17 protein-coding genes are annotated in these 15,150 nt (G+C 37.9%); 12 read left to right on the forward strand and 5 right to left on the reverse strand.

Annotated features, from left to right (window positions below):
• Nucleotides 1-79 precede the first annotated feature (79 nt).
• The 5 genes from GYM71_RS03035 (at nt 80) to GYM71_RS03055 (ending at nt 4,602) form a co-directional block, all read left to right on the forward strand.
• The gene (locus GYM71_RS03035) at nt 80-1,012 is read left to right on the forward strand and encodes an ABC transporter permease (protein WP_103751995.1); all 933 of its coding nucleotides are present in this window, start codon (nt 80-82) and stop codon (nt 1,010-1,012) included.
• Nucleotide 1,013: 1 nt separating this feature from the next.
• Nucleotides 1,014-1,922 carry an ABC transporter permease gene (locus tag GYM71_RS03040; RefSeq protein WP_164715361.1) on the forward strand — a complete coding sequence of 303 codons (909 nt, stop codon included), beginning with the start codon at nt 1,014-1,016 and terminating at the stop codon, nt 1,920-1,922.
• A 10-nt stretch (nt 1,923-1,932) separates the two neighbouring features.
• Nucleotides 1,933-3,012, forward strand: a complete 1,080-nt coding sequence (locus GYM71_RS03045; RefSeq protein WP_220220858.1) for an ABC transporter ATP-binding protein — start codon at nt 1,933-1,935, stop codon at nt 3,010-3,012.
• Nucleotides 3,002-3,901 carry an ATP-binding cassette domain-containing protein gene (locus GYM71_RS03050; protein ID WP_220220859.1) on the forward strand — a complete coding sequence of 300 codons (900 nt, stop codon included), beginning with the start codon at nt 3,002-3,004 and terminating at the stop codon, nt 3,899-3,901. The genes GYM71_RS03045 and GYM71_RS03050 overlap by 11 nt, the downstream gene beginning before the upstream one ends.
• 164 nt (nt 3,902-4,065) lie before the next feature.
• Nucleotides 4,066-4,602 carry a ClbS/DfsB family four-helix bundle protein gene (locus GYM71_RS03055; protein ID WP_220220860.1) on the forward strand — a complete coding sequence of 179 codons (537 nt, stop codon included), beginning with the start codon at nt 4,066-4,068 and terminating at the stop codon, nt 4,600-4,602.
• A 36-nt stretch (nt 4,603-4,638) separates the two neighbouring features.
• Here the strand turns inward: GYM71_RS03055 and GYM71_RS03060 are convergent, their stop codons facing one another.
• Genes GYM71_RS03060 through GYM71_RS03070 form a run of 3 tightly spaced genes read right to left on the reverse strand, consistent with a single transcriptional unit; the run spans nt 4,639 to nt 7,145 of the window.
• Nucleotides 4,639-5,259, reverse strand: coding sequence for a TetR/AcrR family transcriptional regulator (locus GYM71_RS03060; protein WP_103752000.1), 621 nt, complete (start codon nt 5,257-5,259; stop codon nt 4,639-4,641).
• Nucleotides 5,260-5,280: 21 nt separating this feature from the next.
• Nucleotides 5,281-6,420 carry an ABC transporter permease gene (locus GYM71_RS03065; RefSeq protein WP_220220861.1) on the reverse strand — a complete coding sequence of 380 codons (1,140 nt, stop codon included), beginning with the start codon at nt 6,418-6,420 and terminating at the stop codon, nt 5,281-5,283.
• Entirely contained in the window at nt 6,417-7,145 is a 729-nt protein-coding gene (locus tag GYM71_RS03070) for an ABC transporter ATP-binding protein (protein WP_220220862.1), read from the reverse strand. The genes GYM71_RS03065 and GYM71_RS03070 overlap by 4 nt, the downstream gene beginning before the upstream one ends.
• Nucleotides 7,146-7,334: 189 nt before the next feature.
• On the opposite strand from GYM71_RS03070, the gene GYM71_RS03075 reads away from it, so the two are divergent.
• Nucleotides 7,335-8,114 (forward strand): GntR family transcriptional regulator, encoded by a 780-nt coding sequence (locus GYM71_RS03075; RefSeq protein WP_220220863.1) that lies wholly within the window; start codon nt 7,335-7,337, stop codon nt 8,112-8,114.
• Nucleotides 8,115-8,227: 113 nt separating this feature from the next.
• On the opposite strand, the gene GYM71_RS03080 is transcribed toward GYM71_RS03075, so the two are convergent.
• Nucleotides 8,228-8,968: a CPBP family intramembrane glutamic endopeptidase gene (locus tag GYM71_RS03080; protein ID WP_220220864.1), complete on the reverse strand. Its 741-nt coding sequence runs from the start codon at nt 8,966-8,968 to the stop codon at nt 8,228-8,230.
• A gap of 219 nt (nt 8,969-9,187) precedes the next feature.
• Here GYM71_RS03080 and GYM71_RS03085 point away from each other — a divergent pair, with 219 nt between their 5' ends.
• A complete protein-coding gene (locus GYM71_RS03085; protein WP_220221171.1) occupies nt 9,188-10,036 on the forward strand; it encodes an aldo/keto reductase in 849 nt (282 codons plus the stop codon).
• Between the two features lie 55 nt (nt 10,037-10,091).
• Here the strand turns inward: GYM71_RS03085 and GYM71_RS03090 are convergent, their stop codons facing one another.
• Complete coding sequence (locus GYM71_RS03090; RefSeq protein WP_220220865.1) at nt 10,092-10,406, reverse strand: CPBP family intramembrane glutamic endopeptidase; 315 nt, start codon at nt 10,404-10,406, stop codon at nt 10,092-10,094.
• A gap of 146 nt (nt 10,407-10,552) precedes the next feature.
• Between GYM71_RS03090 and GYM71_RS03095 the strand changes: the two genes are divergently transcribed.
• From GYM71_RS03095 to GYM71_RS03115, 5 genes are all read left to right on the forward strand, one after another.
• Entirely contained in the window at nt 10,553-11,695 is a 1,143-nt protein-coding gene (locus tag GYM71_RS03095) for a CDP-glycerol glycerophosphotransferase family protein (RefSeq protein ID WP_220220866.1), read from the forward strand.
• Between the two features lie 10 nt (nt 11,696-11,705).
• Complete coding sequence (locus GYM71_RS03100; protein ID WP_103752007.1) at nt 11,706-13,136, forward strand: oligosaccharide flippase family protein; 1,431 nt, start codon at nt 11,706-11,708, stop codon at nt 13,134-13,136.
• A gap of 2 nt (nt 13,137-13,138) precedes the next feature.
• Nucleotides 13,139-13,837 (forward strand): glycosyltransferase family 32 protein, encoded by a 699-nt coding sequence (locus tag GYM71_RS03105; RefSeq protein WP_220220867.1) that lies wholly within the window; start codon nt 13,139-13,141, stop codon nt 13,835-13,837.
• Nucleotides 13,837-14,295, forward strand: coding sequence for a SprT family protein (locus GYM71_RS03110; RefSeq protein ID WP_220220868.1), 459 nt, complete (start codon nt 13,837-13,839; stop codon nt 14,293-14,295). Before GYM71_RS03105 ends, GYM71_RS03110 begins: the two co-directional genes overlap by 1 nt.
• 116 nt (nt 14,296-14,411) lie before the next feature.
• Nucleotides 14,412-15,104 carry a MarR family winged helix-turn-helix transcriptional regulator gene (locus GYM71_RS03115; RefSeq protein WP_220220869.1) on the forward strand — a complete coding sequence of 231 codons (693 nt, stop codon included), beginning with the start codon at nt 14,412-14,414 and terminating at the stop codon, nt 15,102-15,104.
• Nucleotides 15,105-15,150 lie beyond the last annotated feature (46 nt).

Here is a 15,150-nt window from a genome sequence, read left to right on the forward strand (position 1 = left end):
GCAAAAAATGAATTAAAAATGGGGCTGAGCATTTGTCTCGGTCCTATTTGTTTCTAACAGGAAGTAAGGAGGGATGAACTTGAAAAAATATATATTAAAAAGAATTTTGATTGCAGTTGTGACCCTGTTCTTGATTACCTTAATTTTATTTGTAATGGAAAAAGCAATGCCAGGTTCACCGTTTAATGATGAAAAGATGTCGCACGCTCAAGTAGCGGCTTTGTACCGAAAATATGGCTTGGATGGACCAATACCAATTCAGTTCTTTAATTATTTAAAAAATATGATCACCGGTGATTTTGGCGTGTCATATACCGTTCAGGTAAATACGCCTGTCACAACAATGATTTTTCAGCACTTTACCATTTCATTGCAGATTGGTTTGCAAGCTACTGTTTTGGGTTCTATTTTGGGCTTTTTCATGGGTGTATTGGCAGCCATTAAGCAGGGCAGCATTTGGGATAACTTAATGACCGGGATTTCAGTGTTAGGAATAAGTTTACCTAACTTTGTTGTCGCTTTGATTGTTTCGTTATTATTCTCCTACAAGCTAATGGTATTTCCTGGAACTTACCAACAAACACAGCCTTTTGCTTCAACCATTTTGCCAACGATTGCCCTAAGTACTTTTACCATGGCAAGTATTGAACGGTATGTCCGCAATGACATGATTACAATTATGGATTCTGACTACTACCGATTGGCAGATTCAAAGGGCATTAAAAAGTACCAGTTAATTTTGCACCACGTGATTCGAAATACATTAATTTCGGTTATTACGGTTTTGGCGCCATTAATGATTGATTTGATTGCCGGTAGTATGGTTATTGAAAAGGCCTTTGCGATTCCCGGATTGGGGACTTTGTATATCAGTGCGATTCAAGCCAATGATTATAACGTTGTTTTAGGAATTACCTTCTTTTACGCAGTTTTGTTCATTGGCATAATGCTAGTAGTGGATATCCTTTACGGCTTAATTGATCCACGAATTAGATTAGATGAGGGTGAATAAAATGACTGAAATTAAAGACACCGATTTTGAATTTGCCCAAAATCCAGAAGTTGAAGATCATTATTCTGGCAAATCATATTCGTATGGGCAGCTAATTTGGCATAGATTTTTACGGAATAAAGGAGCAGTAATTAGTGTTATTGTGCTGGTTATCATCGCTTTAATCGCTTTTTTAGCTCCGCATATTAGTCAATTTTCGCCAACCACGCCATATCCCAACCAATCTAACCTTGCCCCTGGGACAAATGGTCATTGGTTTGGAACAGATAATTTGGGACGAGACATTTTTGTCAGAGTAGCAGCTGGAACTTCGGTTTCGCTCCGAGTTGCCCTCGTAGCCATGGTTATTGACCTTGTGATTGGAACCAGTTATGGTCTGATTTCAGGTTATTTTGGGGGCAAAATCGATTTATTTATGCAGCGGATTACCGAAATTCTGAGTACAATTCCGATGATTATTATTGTTACTCTCCTTGTGCTGGTAATGAAGCCGGGACTAGTCAGCATTATTACCGCGATGATGATTGTTGGCTGGATTAATATGAGCCGGATTGTGCGGGCGCAAGTTTTAGAATTAAAATCACGTGAATATGTTTTATCTGCCAGAACCATGGGAGAATCAAACTTTAAAATTATTTTTTCCCAGATTTTACCCAATACCTTAGGGCAAATTATCACGACATTTATGTTATCAATTCCTAACGCAATTTTCCTTGAAGCATTTTTAGCATTTATTGGATTGGGAGTTCCTGCGCCATTGGCATCGCTGGGGACTATGATCAATGATGGTTATACTCAAGCCATTGTTTATCCTTATATGGTCTTTTTCCCGGTCTTATTTCTCGCCTTAATTATGCTTAGTTTCAATATTATTGCCGATGGTTTGCGTGATGCAATTGAAGGAAGCTAGGTGAAGCGGTATGTCTGAAACAATTTTAGAAATAAAAAATTTACAAGTTGAATATCACACTGAACATGGCGATGTCCAAGCAGTTCGGGGAATTAATTACCAGGTTAAAAAGGGTGAAACGGTAGCACTTGTTGGTGAATCTGGCTGCGGCAAATCTGCTAGCGTCAAGACCATTATGGGTGAAAAAGAAGCTAACCAAGTTATTAAGGCTGGCGAAATCAACTTTACTTACCAGTCTAAAGGACAGGAACGGACCATTGATTTACTGAAAATAAGCCCGAAAGAAATGCAAAGTCAAATTAAGGGTAAAGAAATTGCAATGGTTTTTCAGGACCCAATGACTTCCCTTGATCCTACTATGAAAATAGCTAAACAGATTGCGGAGGCAATTAAGGCATCTAATCCGCAGATGAATAAGGAGCAAATTAACAAGCGCGTTATTGAACTGATTGAAACTGTCGGTATTCAAAATGCCAAGGTCGTCATGGAACAATATCCACACCAACTTTCCGGGGGAATGCGGCAGAGAATTGTGATTGCAATTGCTTTATCTGGGAATCCCAGCTTACTTATCTGTGATGAGCCGACGACGGGACTTGATGTTACGATCCAGGCAAAAATCCTTGACTTGATCAAGTCTATTCAGAAAAGTCGCAAGCTTTCTGTTATTTTCATTACTCACAATCTGGGCGTTGTAGCTAATATTGCCACGAACGTTAACGTGATGTATGCTGGCAAAATTGTCGAAACGGGCACAAGTGAAGATATTTTCTTTGATCCCCGACATCCGTATACGTGGGGATTACTTGAGTCGGTACCAGATGTTAATGAAAATGTTAAAAAACTGCCGACGATTGCGGGGACAATTCCGGATCTGACGCAACCAATTGTTGGGGATGCTTTTGCACCGCGCAATAAATATGCGTTAAAGGTTGATTTTAAAGAGCAGCCACCAATGTTTAAGGTTAATGACCATCATTATGCTGCCACCTGGCTGCTTGACAAGCGCGCACCTAAAGTTGAAGTTCCTGCAATTCTCCAAAAAAGAATTGCAAAAATGAAGAAAGAAGCTGAAGTCAATGGCGAATAATATTCTTGAAGTACACCATTTAAAACAATACTTTCCAATTGGAAAGAAAAAGATCGTTAAAGCTGTTGATGATGTTTCTTTTAATATTGCCAGTGGCGAAACTTTTGGCTTAGTTGGTGAATCAGGTAGTGGTAAAACAACAATTGGTCGCTCGATTATCCGCTTGTATAAACCTACCTTTGGTGAAGTACTGTTTGAGGGCGAACAAATTGGCGGCAGTATGGATAAGAAACGGACAGCTAAGCTGCGCAAGGACATGCAGATGATCTTTCAAGATCCTATGTCTTCGTTAAATCCGCGTAAGAAAGTGGGCGACATCGTCAAGTTAGGTTTAGATATTCATTATCCGGAATTAAGTAAAGACGAGAAAATGGCTCGCGTGATTAAAATGCTGAAAGTCGTTGGCCTTGATAGTTCCTTTGTTAACCGCTATCCCCAAGAGTTATCTGGTGGTCAGCGTCAAAGAGTAGGAATTGCCCGCGTAGTGATTATGAATCCTAGACTGATTATTGCTGATGAAGCAATCTCTGCTTTAGACGTTTCGGTGCAAGCCCAAGTAGTTAACCTGCTCCAAGAAGTTCAAGAAAAAACAGGTAGTGCAATGCTGTTTATTGCCCATGATTTAGCAATGGTCAAGCACATTTCCAGTCACATTGGGGTCATCCATCTCGGTCATATTGTTGAGACGGGACCAACTGAAGCAATTTTTGCTAATCCCGTTCATCCATATACTAAGAGCTTACTAACTGCAATTCCAATTACTGATCCAATTGCTGAACAGAAAAAGCAACTGTCTGATTACCATGCTTTTCGTAATCAATATGTGAACAAGGCAATGAAAGACTTAGGTGATGGCCACCTGGTTTTAGATGATGGCTCATGGTCATAATTTTTTTCAAGCAGCTTTTGCTGATTTAGTTTTAATAAATAACAGCTTGCAAAAAAGTTTTTTTATTGGTATCTTTAGTCTGTATTTTTAGTATTTACAGAAAGCTATGTAGAAAAGTTAATTAACTTAGGTATGCAGCTCTGTATGTTAATAGGAGAAAAATAATGGCTAGACCAACTAGTAAAGCTGATTTGATTGAGGCAAGCAATACTGCTTACGAGAAAATAGTTGACCTCATTGATTCTTTACCCGAGAAGGCGCAGACTGGCAACTTTGCTTTTGAAACTGATAAATTAAAGGGTGAGCATTGGAAGCGGGATCGCAATATCCGCGATGTGCTGATTCACTTATACGAGTGGCAAAAACTGCTATTGGAATGGATTGAAAATAATCAGGCAGGAAAAGCACAGGACTTTTTACCAGATGGCTATAATTGGCGTAATTATGGTGAAATGAATCAACAAATATGGCAAAAACACCAGAAAACCAGTTTAAAAGAAGCTGAAGAATTACTGGCTAAAAGTCACCAGCAGGTAATGAAATTACTTGCGACTTTTTCTAATGATCAACTATTTACCAAGAATGTTTTTTCTTGGACCGGGAATAATACTTTAGGAACCTATTTTATTTCGAATACTTCTAGCCATTATGACTGGGCATTAAAGAAGTTACGTAAGTACAAAAGGTCTTTAAAACAATAATAAAAACCGTTGGCAATCTTGCCAGCGGTTTTTAAGTTACGCAGTTAATCCGAGGTAAATTTGTTTTTTGATTAAAGCTAAATCAGCATTTTTATCTTGAGAGTTAATGCCAAATACTTTGACTTGAACGACATACGTAAAAATGGGGCTAATAAAAATTCGTAAGAGTTGAATTGAAGTTAGGTCAGAATTGATTTCACCAAAACGCTTTTTTAAATCGTCAAAATAGGCGAAAACTCCATTTTTACCTGTAACCTCAGTTTTAATCAGGTCAATAATCTTATTGTCCGTTAATAATTCTTGGATAAATAATTTTAGAAAATCAAAATTAATTAGTAAAAATTGAATCCGATCCTCAACTAAAAATGAAATTAACTTTGTTAAATCATGATAATCATCCAGTTGCACAAAGAAATTATCTTTAATTTCAGTTAACATCGGGCTTAATAACTTGGCCAGTAAATCATCCTTAGATTTAAAGTATTTGTAAATTGTTCCTTCGCTGACGCCAGCTTCGTGAGCTATTTCTGCCGTTGTAGTCGCATGGAAGCCTTTTTTTGAAAATAATTTCAGCCCCGCTAATAATACTTTCTTTTTACCAGAAGGAATCTCTTGGTTTGCAATTTCTTCTTGATAACTTGCCAAAACTTTAACCATATCTTATCTCCCAAGTGGTTTTTATACTTTACGATATCTCTTTAAACCTACTACATTCAGGTATATCAATATTACCAGAAAAATGAGCAAAGCTAAAATATCACCAGTTATGCTGCTTAACCCCTTACCATAGAGCATAATTTTGGTTAGGGCATCGCCCGTGTAGGTTAATGGTAGAATTTTACCGATATATTGAACCCAATTGGCCATTGTATCTAGTGGAATTATTCCGGAAAAGAATACTTGGGGAACGATAACAATTGGAATCAGCTGCATCATTTGAAATTCGGACCCGGCCAAAGTAGATAGCAAAAGACCGAAAGCCAAAGCTACGAGGGCAAGTAGGAAGCTGACTAAAATAACATTGAAAATGTTACCGACGACTTCGATTTTTAATAGCCAAATGGTTGCCAAAACAATGACGGTAGCTTGAGCTATCGAAATTATGCCGTAACCAAACATGTAACCAAAAACAATCTCGCTTCGTCTGACTGGAGTTGCCAGCAAGCGATCGAGTGTGCCACTGGTTCGTTCTTTTAATAAAGCCATTCCTGAAATGAGAAAAACAAATAGGAAAACGAAGAAGCCTAGTAAAATTGGGACCATTTTGGTAAAAAAGCCAGTATCCTTATTGCCGTATTGGTAATGATTGACAATTTTAACATTACTCGTCTTTTTATTCTTAGGTGCTCGAGGCAATGTTTTGGCAAGTAAGGGATTAGCTTTAATAAGTTTTGCTTGCATTTTTTGCGTCTTTTTAAGTTTAGAAGTCAAAATTTGAAAACTATTCTTAGTCAATGCAGCGTTTAGTGCCTGTTTAGTCAGAACTGTTTTACCAGAATCCGTATTTGCATGCGTAACGTCATATTTGTTGTCATGATAGTAGATAACGGCATCAACTTTGTGACTTTTCAGTTCTTTAGCAGCAACTTTTTGATCCTGGTACTTAACCGTATCAATGCCATCAATTTTTCTTAATTTCCGTGTGATTGACTGGTTAACATCTACCGTGGCAATTGTTGCTTCGGATTTAGAGTTAGCTGAAAACATTACATTCATCAGCCACATTACTAAAATTGGTGCAAGAAACATTAACGCCAATGATCTTTTGTCACGGAATAATTCTATTAGAACCTTTTTGGTAATTGCTAAAGTTCTCATTCTGCTGCTTCCTCACTTTCTGCCTTTAAAAAGACGTCTTCAATTGAGTCAACCTGATACTGTTCTTCTAATTTCTTTGGTTCCGCAAAAGCAATGATTTTACCATTTAAAAGTAGGGCCACGCGATCAGTCAGCTCCGCTTCGTCCATTACGTGCGTCGTAATTAACACGCTCCGACCTTGGTCACGGATTAACTTAAGTTCGTGCCAAATTTTGCGGCGCAATGATGGGTCAATTCCGACCGTCGGTTCATCAAGCACTAGTAATTCTGGTCCGCCTAAAAGGGCGATAGCTAGTGATAACCGCCGCTTCATGCCGCCAGAATAATTGGCTACTCGTTTATTTAAATCAGGGGTTAATTCAACCACATCTGCTGTATAGGCAATTTCTTGTTCCAATTCAGTCCCCGACACGCCTTTCATCTTGCCAAAAAATTGAAGATTTTCTTTCGCGCTTAGAGTTTCGTACAGGGCATCAGATTGTGCCATATAGCCAATTTGACTTAAAATCTGGCGGTTAGGCATTTGTGTACCTAACACAAGCGTTTCACCACTGTCGACTTTTTCCATCCCAAGCATGGTCTTAATCGTAGTTGACTTTCCCGCTCCAGAAGGGCCGATTAGACCAACGATTTCTTTCGGCATGACATTGAGGTTAATATCATGTAAAACGGTTTGCTTACCATAGGATTTTTGTAAATGAGTTAAATTAATAAGATAAGCCATAAGTTCCTCCTTTAATAAGTGAGCGTTCACTCACTAATAGATAGTATTGTAGTGAGTGCTTACTCACTTGTCAACTAAAAGTGATAATTTTCTTAACCAAAACTCTTAAAAATGGTGTTTAAATTAAACTTAGAGTTTGTGATTTTGTTCTTTATTTAGTAAGATTGAATAAAATAAAGGAGTATAGTAATGAGTTCTGATAAACCAATTGAAGCTGTTATGCCGCTTTATAAGAAAATCTACCTAGATATTAAACAACAAATTCAAGCAAATAAATTACAGTCTGGACAGAAGTTACCAAGTGAACAATTTTTGTGCAAAAAATATCAAGTAAGTCGAATAACTGTCCGTAAGGCTCTGAAGTTACTAACTGATGAGAGACTGATTGTGACGGTTCAAGGAAAGGGATCCTACGTCAATATTAAAAAGATGATAGGTAAATTGGATCAGATTCAAGGCTTTTCAGAATTCGCTGGGTCACGTGATCAACCAAGCAAACCCAAAATTTTAAAGCGTGAAATTTTAAAAAATGCGGCAATAGCTAAAGAGTTATTGCTGGCTGAAAAAGCAGATCTAGTATATATCAAACGCCTTTTCGAAATTGCGGATGTTCCAATTGCAATTGATGAAGCGTGGTTGCCGGCTGAGCGCTTCCCAGATTTATTAGTTAAAATTGAGGCCGATTCTTCGCTTTATGATTACCTAGAGCGCAAGTACCACGAAATTCCCACCAATTCGTACCGTGAGATTAGCACAGTTTTGCCCAATACTAAACAAACAGAAATTTTAAAACTGAACAAAGTTGTGCCACTCTTTGATGTTAATAAAACGGTCTATAACCAATTTGAACAGCCCTTAGAGTTTTCTCATTACGTAGTTAGAGGTGATGAAATGACCTATACAGTTGATTCATCGGCTGATAGTGAATTTCATTTGAATAATAAGAACAAAGAGCAGGGAAAAAATTAACTGAATCTTGCTATGTTTACTATGAATTGCTTTATTAAGCCAAAATAAATGCTTCTCTTGATCAATCAGGAGAAGCATTTTTGCACGTTAATGTTTAATAATAAAAGAATGACCTATTTAGTTGCTAATAACAGAACTAAAAAGGCAAGCGTATCGAATAAGAAGTGAACCAGAAAACTAACCCACATATTGTGCGTTTTGATAAAGGCTAGGTTTAACACGATGCGGGTAAAAGCCAGCCCTAAAATGACGTAGCCCAGATTATAGTCGTATGTAGACAAATGAAGTAGGGCAAATACAAGTGCTGAGCCAATGTTACCCCACCATATAGGGGCAGGTAAATGCAGACTAGTTGCTAGTTGCGTAAGAGCTAGCAAGGGCATGATTGCTAAAAATTCTTCGCCCATAATTTGGATAGCACTGCTAAAGCGCTGGTAAAAGAAGATTGTCCAAACATGCGGAGACTTTAGGGTTAATCCGGCAGCAGCGTTTCCTGAAACGGAACCAAAAATATTCTGTGAAATTATTCCCGTTACTACTGAAGTTACGTAAGCAACAATAAAGAAAGCAGCAATCAATAACCATTCTTTAGCGTGAGGGAAATGAAATAGTTGCCGCCACCTGTTGTTGGTAGCGATTTGAGCACCAATAATTTGGATAGCAAGAAAAACAGTAACGATAATTAGTTGGAAAATAGCTGCCACGATACTAGGGTGGTTTTCATCAAAGGCTAAAAAGTCTGGTATTTGAATCCCGGGCATGATTAAACAACAATATGCAAGCAAGTTGGAAAAGATAATAATTAACCATTGTTTACCTGATAATTTAAATGAATTTGTAAATGATTCTTCCATTGAAGTAGCCCTCCTATATTGTTTATTGTAGAGTGGTGCCAACCAAATAACAATTTTGGGGCTCACCGGGGCAATGATTTAGCTATTACAGTTTTTATCCTATTATTGGCCAGATTATAAACTGCTGTTGCGCTAAATTGCTCTTTTAGCTAATGATATAGTATGCTTAAGTTAGCCAGATAATATTGAAAATATATTCTAATAGAAAGGAACTTAATGATGAAAACAGTGACGATTAATCAGCAAAAATTGCCGGCCTTAGGTATTGGTACATGGGAAATGGGTAATTCGGCTGCGGCAGAAAAAGAAGAGATTAAGGCAATTCAAGCTGGTCTTGATGCTGGTTTACGCGTGATTGACACGGCAGAAATGTATGGCAATGGCCGCTCGGAAATTTTAGTTGGGCAGGCTATCAAGCCATATCAAAGATCGGATTTATTTTTAATTTCTAAAGTTTTACCTCAAAATGCCTCTGCTGCTAAAATGCAACAAAGTGTTGAGAATAGTTTAAAGCGTCTGCAAACAGATTACCTTGACTTATATTTATATCATTGGCGAGGAATGGTTCCACTTGAAGAAACGGTTGAAACACTTCAAAGCTTGCAAGAAAAAGGCTATTTTCGGGCTTGGGGCGTTTCCAATTTTGATATCGCTGATATGGAAGAATTATGGCAATTGCCTAGTGGTAAAAATGTGGCTGCCAATGAGGATCTATATAACCTAGAGACACGTGGAATTGAATACAGTCTCTTGCCTTGGCAAAGAAAGCATCATCTTCCTTTAATTGCCTATAGTCCACTGGGAAGAGGACCAAAAATGGGCAGTACGATGACCCAAGATCCAGCTGTGATGGCCGTTGCACAAAATCATGGTGCTACTCCTTTTCAAATTCTACTAGCTTGGGTAATGCAACAACCTGATGTTCTTGCTATTCCCAAAAGCAGCAGTTCCAAGCATTTGCTCTCGAATTTAAAGGCATTAGAAATCGACCTGACTCCCGATGACTTAGCAATTTTGGCAAAAGCATACCCGAAACCAACTAAAAAAGAACCATTAGCAATTTATTAACTAATGGTTCATAACTGATTTGATGTGATTAATTTTAAGAGTGGGAATTAAGTGATTAAAGCAAGAAAACGGTTAAGATTAAATCCCAGAACATATGAAAGATAATGGGCACAAAAATATTTTTGCTTTTGATAAATAGTAGACCAAACAAAATTCCCAGAATGATTACCGTAAATTCAGCCCCAGAAGCGAAGTTGCTTAAAAAAGTTCCGGTTCGATACCAGATTGGGAAATGAATAACCAAAAATAAAATACTATCGATTAACAGAGCAACCCATGTTTTAAATTTGGTTAATAATGCATTTAAAATCCAGCCACGAAAAACTAGTTCTTCAGTAATGCCAACAATTAAAAAGCTGCCAATTATCAACAACTTTAGAATGCAATTGCGTAAACGCTGTCTACTGGCAAAAGCGGTGTAAATAGTTAAAAAACTAAAAAATAAAGTAAAAAAGCTTGAGTTTGCTCAAGCTTTTTCTGTACCCTTATACTAAGTAAGAATTGGGAAGTTAAAGTATGAAAAATTGGTTATTTCGAATTTACATGTACCTGATGAAAATTGGTGCACGATTTACGAAAATTAGGGAAAACAAAATAGTAGTTTTAAATGGGGCCGGCAGATCGGGATCAAACGGTTATCTTTTTGCTAAATATATGAAGAAAAATCATCCTGAATATGAAATCACTGTGGTTGAGCCGTGGCCCTCGTCACACTTGCCGCTATCCACTTGGCGCGAAATCGGAGCTGCCAAGTTTATTTTAACCACGCATCAACCATTTAAAATTCACGCTAAGCAGGTTAACATTCAATTTTGGCATGGCATTCCACTTAAGCGAATGGGAATTATGGCTAATAATACTAAGCGCAAAACCGACATGCGCAATGCTAAACTTTGGCAAAAAAATGCGGATGTAGTGTGTTCGAACTCAGATTTGTATGAAACACTTATGAGTGCTTGCTGCGCCATTGAGACTACCAAATACCAAAAAGTGGGCTTTCCGCGCTTGGATGCATTAAAGCATCCTGCATTGTCAAAGGCGCAGCTATTGACCGCTTTATTTAAGGTTCAAGATGAGCAAGCTCAAATTGCGATCTATATGCCGACATTTCGCTATGAAATGGAAGATGAACAAATCATGGCCCAGATTAAGGCCGGCAACTTTTTTGCCTTGCCGGATTTTGATGCTGAGTCTTTAAATGAGTCTTTAAAGGCAAAGCACCAATATTTAATTGTTAAACTACACCCGTACGAGATGCAGCTTTTAGGAATGCAGACCAGTCACTATTCTAATATTGCTTACCTTAATAATGACTATTTATTTGCGCATGATTATGATTTATATGAGCTCTTGGGCAATACCGATATGCTTATTACTGACTATTCATCAATTTATTTTGATTATTTAATTTTAGACAAGCCAATTATTTTTGTAACTAATTATTTGAGGCAGTATGAGCAAAAACGGGGACTTTTGCTTGGTCCTTATGAAGAAGTAGTTCCTGGTATTTGCGTTAAAACACAAGCAGATTTGCTTGCTGGGCTTAGTGCACCTGACCGAAAACAACAGAAACGGCAATATTGGCTGCACCTAACTAATCAATTGCAACATGAATCAGCGTGTGCGGCGATTTATACCTTAATGGCAAATCAGTATTAGAGGAAAAATTGTGAAGAAAACATTTTTAAATATTTTATATAATGCGGTTTATCAAATTTTTCTCGTTTTGGTACCGTTAATTACGGTACCGTATCTGTCCCGCATCTTGGGACCAAAAACTTACGGTATCTATAGTAATGTCAACAATATTGTGCAATTCCTGATGATTTTTTGTACTTTGTCAGTTTCTTACATTGGGATGAGAACCATTTCGCAAACACGCGCTTTCGGTAATCAGCAAGAATTAACGGATGCATTTTGGGGATTATGGTATTTTCAAGCGTTAGCTGGTCTGGTTACGATTATTTTGGTGGTTGCTGTCACCAGTTTTTGTCATCTTAAATACGGCAATTATCTATTATTGATGGTGCCATACTTAATCTCGGCACAAGTTGATATTTCCTGGTTTTTCCAAGGGTTGGCAGCCTTTGGCCGGGTGGTTTTAAAAAATACGGCAGTAAAGCTTGTTTCAGTTGTGCTAATTTTATTATGGGTTAAACAACCAGGGGATTTATGGAAATACATGTTAATCATGTCAGTTTCCACAATGCTAGGTTCATTTGTTTTTTGGTTTGATATTCACCGCTATGTCGGTGGACCAGTTAAGCACTTTTATAAGTACCAAACAACAATTAAAGCAATCATCACACTGCTTATTCCCCAAATTGCGACCCAAATCTATACGTCGCTTGATAAGCCAATTTTAGGGCTTTTTCAAAATTCCACTCAGGTGGCCTATTACGATAATTCACAGCGTATTTCGAATATGGTACTGGGAATTGTGACTAGTATTTCACTTGTAATTATGCCCAAAATGGCTGGTGAGGGTAAAAAGGAACAACGAGTTATTTTAAAAAAATCACTTGAAGCAACGGTAATGCTGGGAACGATGTTTGCCGTGATTATCATGGCAAATACGAAAGAATTTGTCCCATTTTTCTTTGGTCATAAATTTATTCCAATGACACCACTGATGTTCTTTTTTGCACTAACAATTGTCATGATTCCAACCGGTGGCGTTTTTGCCAACCAATTTGCCTTAGCCAATCACCGCGACCGTGATTATGCATTACCAGTAATTATTGGTGCCTTTCTTGAAGTGATTTTGAGTTACTTTCTTGACCGCCTTTATGGTGCAACCGGGGCGATGGTGGCAATCTTAATAACCGAATTTATTGTTTTGCTTTTGCGCTTGTGGATTGTGCGTGACGGCTATGACTTTAAGTATTCCTTTAAAGAAATTCCCAAGTACCTACTTATTTCCGTTATTGTCCTGGCAGTGGGGATGATTTTGCCACCAATAGTTTCATCAGCCTTTTTCAATATGGTAATAAAGTCAATAATCATGTTCCTTCTATATGTAGGATTAATGTTTTTGATGAAACTTGATTTTAACCAAGATATTATTATGTTACTAAAACGATTTTTTACACGAGGATAGAAATGATTCCTAAAATTATTCATTATGTTTGGGTCGGGGGTAATCCTAAACCTAAAAATATTCAGCGGTGCATGAAAACGTGGCAAAAGCACTTGCAGGACTACCAGATTATCGAATGGAACGAAGATAATTTTGATATTCATGAAAATAAGTACGTTGAACAGGCCTATAAGGCTAAAAAATGGGCGTTTGTTTCGGATTACATTCGGGCCAAAGCTGTGTACGAAATGGGCGGAATCTATTTGGATACGGACGTCTTAGTGTTAGATAACCTTGAATCCCTTCTTAATAATCGTGCCTTCGTTGGTTTTGAAAATCCGGCTAACCCGTTTACCGCCGTTTTTGGTGCAGAGAAGCATCATCCACTGCTGAAGGATATGTTGGCTTATTATGATGACCGTAACTTTTCATTTGATCATAATGATCAATTGGCGGGAGTTAATACGGTCTCAGTTTCCGATATTTTAAAAACCAAGTATCAAGCGCAGCCGAATAATAAGGAGCAAGTGTTAAGTAGTGGAATTCATGTTTATCCCGACGGTATTTTATGCAATCCATCGCCAAAGTCAAAAACCATTCATGTTTTTACCGGCACTTGGATGGAAGGCGCTAAACCACTAAAACGCAAATTAGTAACTGCTCTAAAAGTGCGCATTAAGACCCAAAAAGAAGCTGCACTTTACGCTAAGATTTTTCGCTAATGACGCAAGAAGAACTGCAAAAGCTGGTGGAAGAGGTTTCGCTGAAGTATTTTGGTAAGCCTTTTTGTTATGATGTCAAAATTAATTCCCGCATGACAACAACAGGGGGACGCTACCACTTAGCCGATCATCACCTCGAAATTAACGCTCATTTTTTAGCACCGCAGTACCGAGACGCCTTAATTGGCATCATTAAACACGAATTGGTGCATTATCATTTGCATCTTGCTAGCAAAGGTTATCGGCACCGTGATGCTGACTTTAAGGTGTTATTAGCAAAGGTGGGCGGCAGTCGTTATGCCCCTGATATCGGGTTAAAACGTAGCCGTAGAGTTAACTACATTTACCGCTGTCAAAGATGCGGTCAAACTTACCACCGCGTGCGTCGGATTAACGTTCGCCGGTATGCTTGCGGCAAGTGTGGCGGAAAGCTGAGACTTGATGGGACGCCGCATTAATGATATAAAAATTAATCAGTTTTGTTTGACAATTGATTAGGTACCAAACTATAATTCAAGTATAAACATTAGGTACCTAACTAAAATCAAAAAATAAATATTAAGGAGATTTAATCATGAGTCAAACAAGTGATAATTTAATGAAGCAATTACATTTCATTATGCGTGCAAGCCGTTATTTCATGTTTGAAAATAAACTGCCGATTTCGGGTCAAAAACGGGTTTTGGCGGTACTTAAGCTTGAAGATGGTCTAACACAAAACTATTTAGCAGAAATTTTAGCCTTAAAGCCTGGTTCACTGGCAGAATTGTTAAAAAAGATGGAAGCTAAAGGGATCATTAGACGTGAAACTGATGAAAAAGACAAACGAGTAAAACGGGTCTACTTGACTGAAGAAGGTCGTGAAGAGGCTAATAAGCTAGACGCACTGAAAAAGAAGCAAGATACCACTGCCTTTTTTGCCGGATTAAGTGAAGATGAACAGACCAATTTTAGTCATTACTTGGAGAAGATCGCTGATGGCTGGGATGATGACTTTAAACACGAAGCACAAAAGTTTGTTGATCCCACTTTTCGGATGCAAGCTTATTCAAAGTGGCACAAGTATGCTGAAAGCCACGACTTTTCTAAAGAAGAAATGCGCCAAATGTGTCACCGAATGCATAACCGGCACCATTACCATGATGAATACTGCCGCGATTTCAAACGACCAGATTTTAAGCATAAATATTGTGATTTTGATAAAAAATGGGAATATGACCGCGACTTTTGGCGAAAATTTTGGCATAATGAAGATGAAGAAATATAATTAGAATAAAGTAAAAAAAGTTTTTCAGTTAATGAAAAACTTTTTG

The sequence above is a fragment of the Lactobacillus panisapium genome (assembly GCF_019469265.1).
Classification (GTDB): domain Bacteria; phylum Bacillota; class Bacilli; order Lactobacillales; family Lactobacillaceae; genus Lactobacillus; species Lactobacillus panisapium.

Coding starts and splice junctions, on each gene's coding strand:
- GYM71_RS03095 (WP_220220866.1), top strand. CDS start 10,553: ATGAAAAATTGGTTATTTCGAATTTACATGTACCTGATGAAAATTGGT.
- GYM71_RS03050 (WP_220220859.1), top strand. CDS start 3,002: ATGGCGAATAATATTCTTGAAGTACACCATTTAAAACAATACTTTCCA.
- GYM71_RS03060 (WP_103752000.1), bottom strand. CDS start 5,259: ATGGTTAAAGTTTTGGCAAGTTATCAAGAAGAAATTGCAAACCAAGAG.
- GYM71_RS03110 (WP_220220868.1), top strand. CDS start 13,837: ATGACGCAAGAAGAACTGCAAAAGCTGGTGGAAGAGGTTTCGCTGAAG.
- GYM71_RS03070 (WP_220220862.1), bottom strand. CDS start 7,145: ATGGCTTATCTTATTAATTTAACTCATTTACAAAAATCCTATGGTAAG.
- GYM71_RS03065 (WP_220220861.1), bottom strand. CDS start 6,420: ATGAGAACTTTAGCAATTACCAAAAAGGTTCTAATAGAATTATTCCGT.
- GYM71_RS03075 (WP_220220863.1), top strand. CDS start 7,335: ATGAGTTCTGATAAACCAATTGAAGCTGTTATGCCGCTTTATAAGAAA.
- GYM71_RS03080 (WP_220220864.1), bottom strand. CDS start 8,968: ATGGAAGAATCATTTACAAATTCATTTAAATTATCAGGTAAACAATGG.
- GYM71_RS03045 (WP_220220858.1), top strand. CDS start 1,933: ATGTCTGAAACAATTTTAGAAATAAAAAATTTACAAGTTGAATATCAC.
- GYM71_RS03055 (WP_220220860.1), top strand. CDS start 4,066: ATGGCTAGACCAACTAGTAAAGCTGATTTGATTGAGGCAAGCAATACT.
- GYM71_RS03115 (WP_220220869.1), top strand. CDS start 14,412: ATGAGTCAAACAAGTGATAATTTAATGAAGCAATTACATTTCATTATG.
- GYM71_RS03105 (WP_220220867.1), top strand. CDS start 13,139: ATGATTCCTAAAATTATTCATTATGTTTGGGTCGGGGGTAATCCTAAA.
- GYM71_RS03085 (WP_220221171.1), top strand. CDS start 9,188: ATGAAAACAGTGACGATTAATCAGCAAAAATTGCCGGCCTTAGGTATT.
- GYM71_RS03040 (WP_164715361.1), top strand. CDS start 1,014: ATGACTGAAATTAAAGACACCGATTTTGAATTTGCCCAAAATCCAGAA.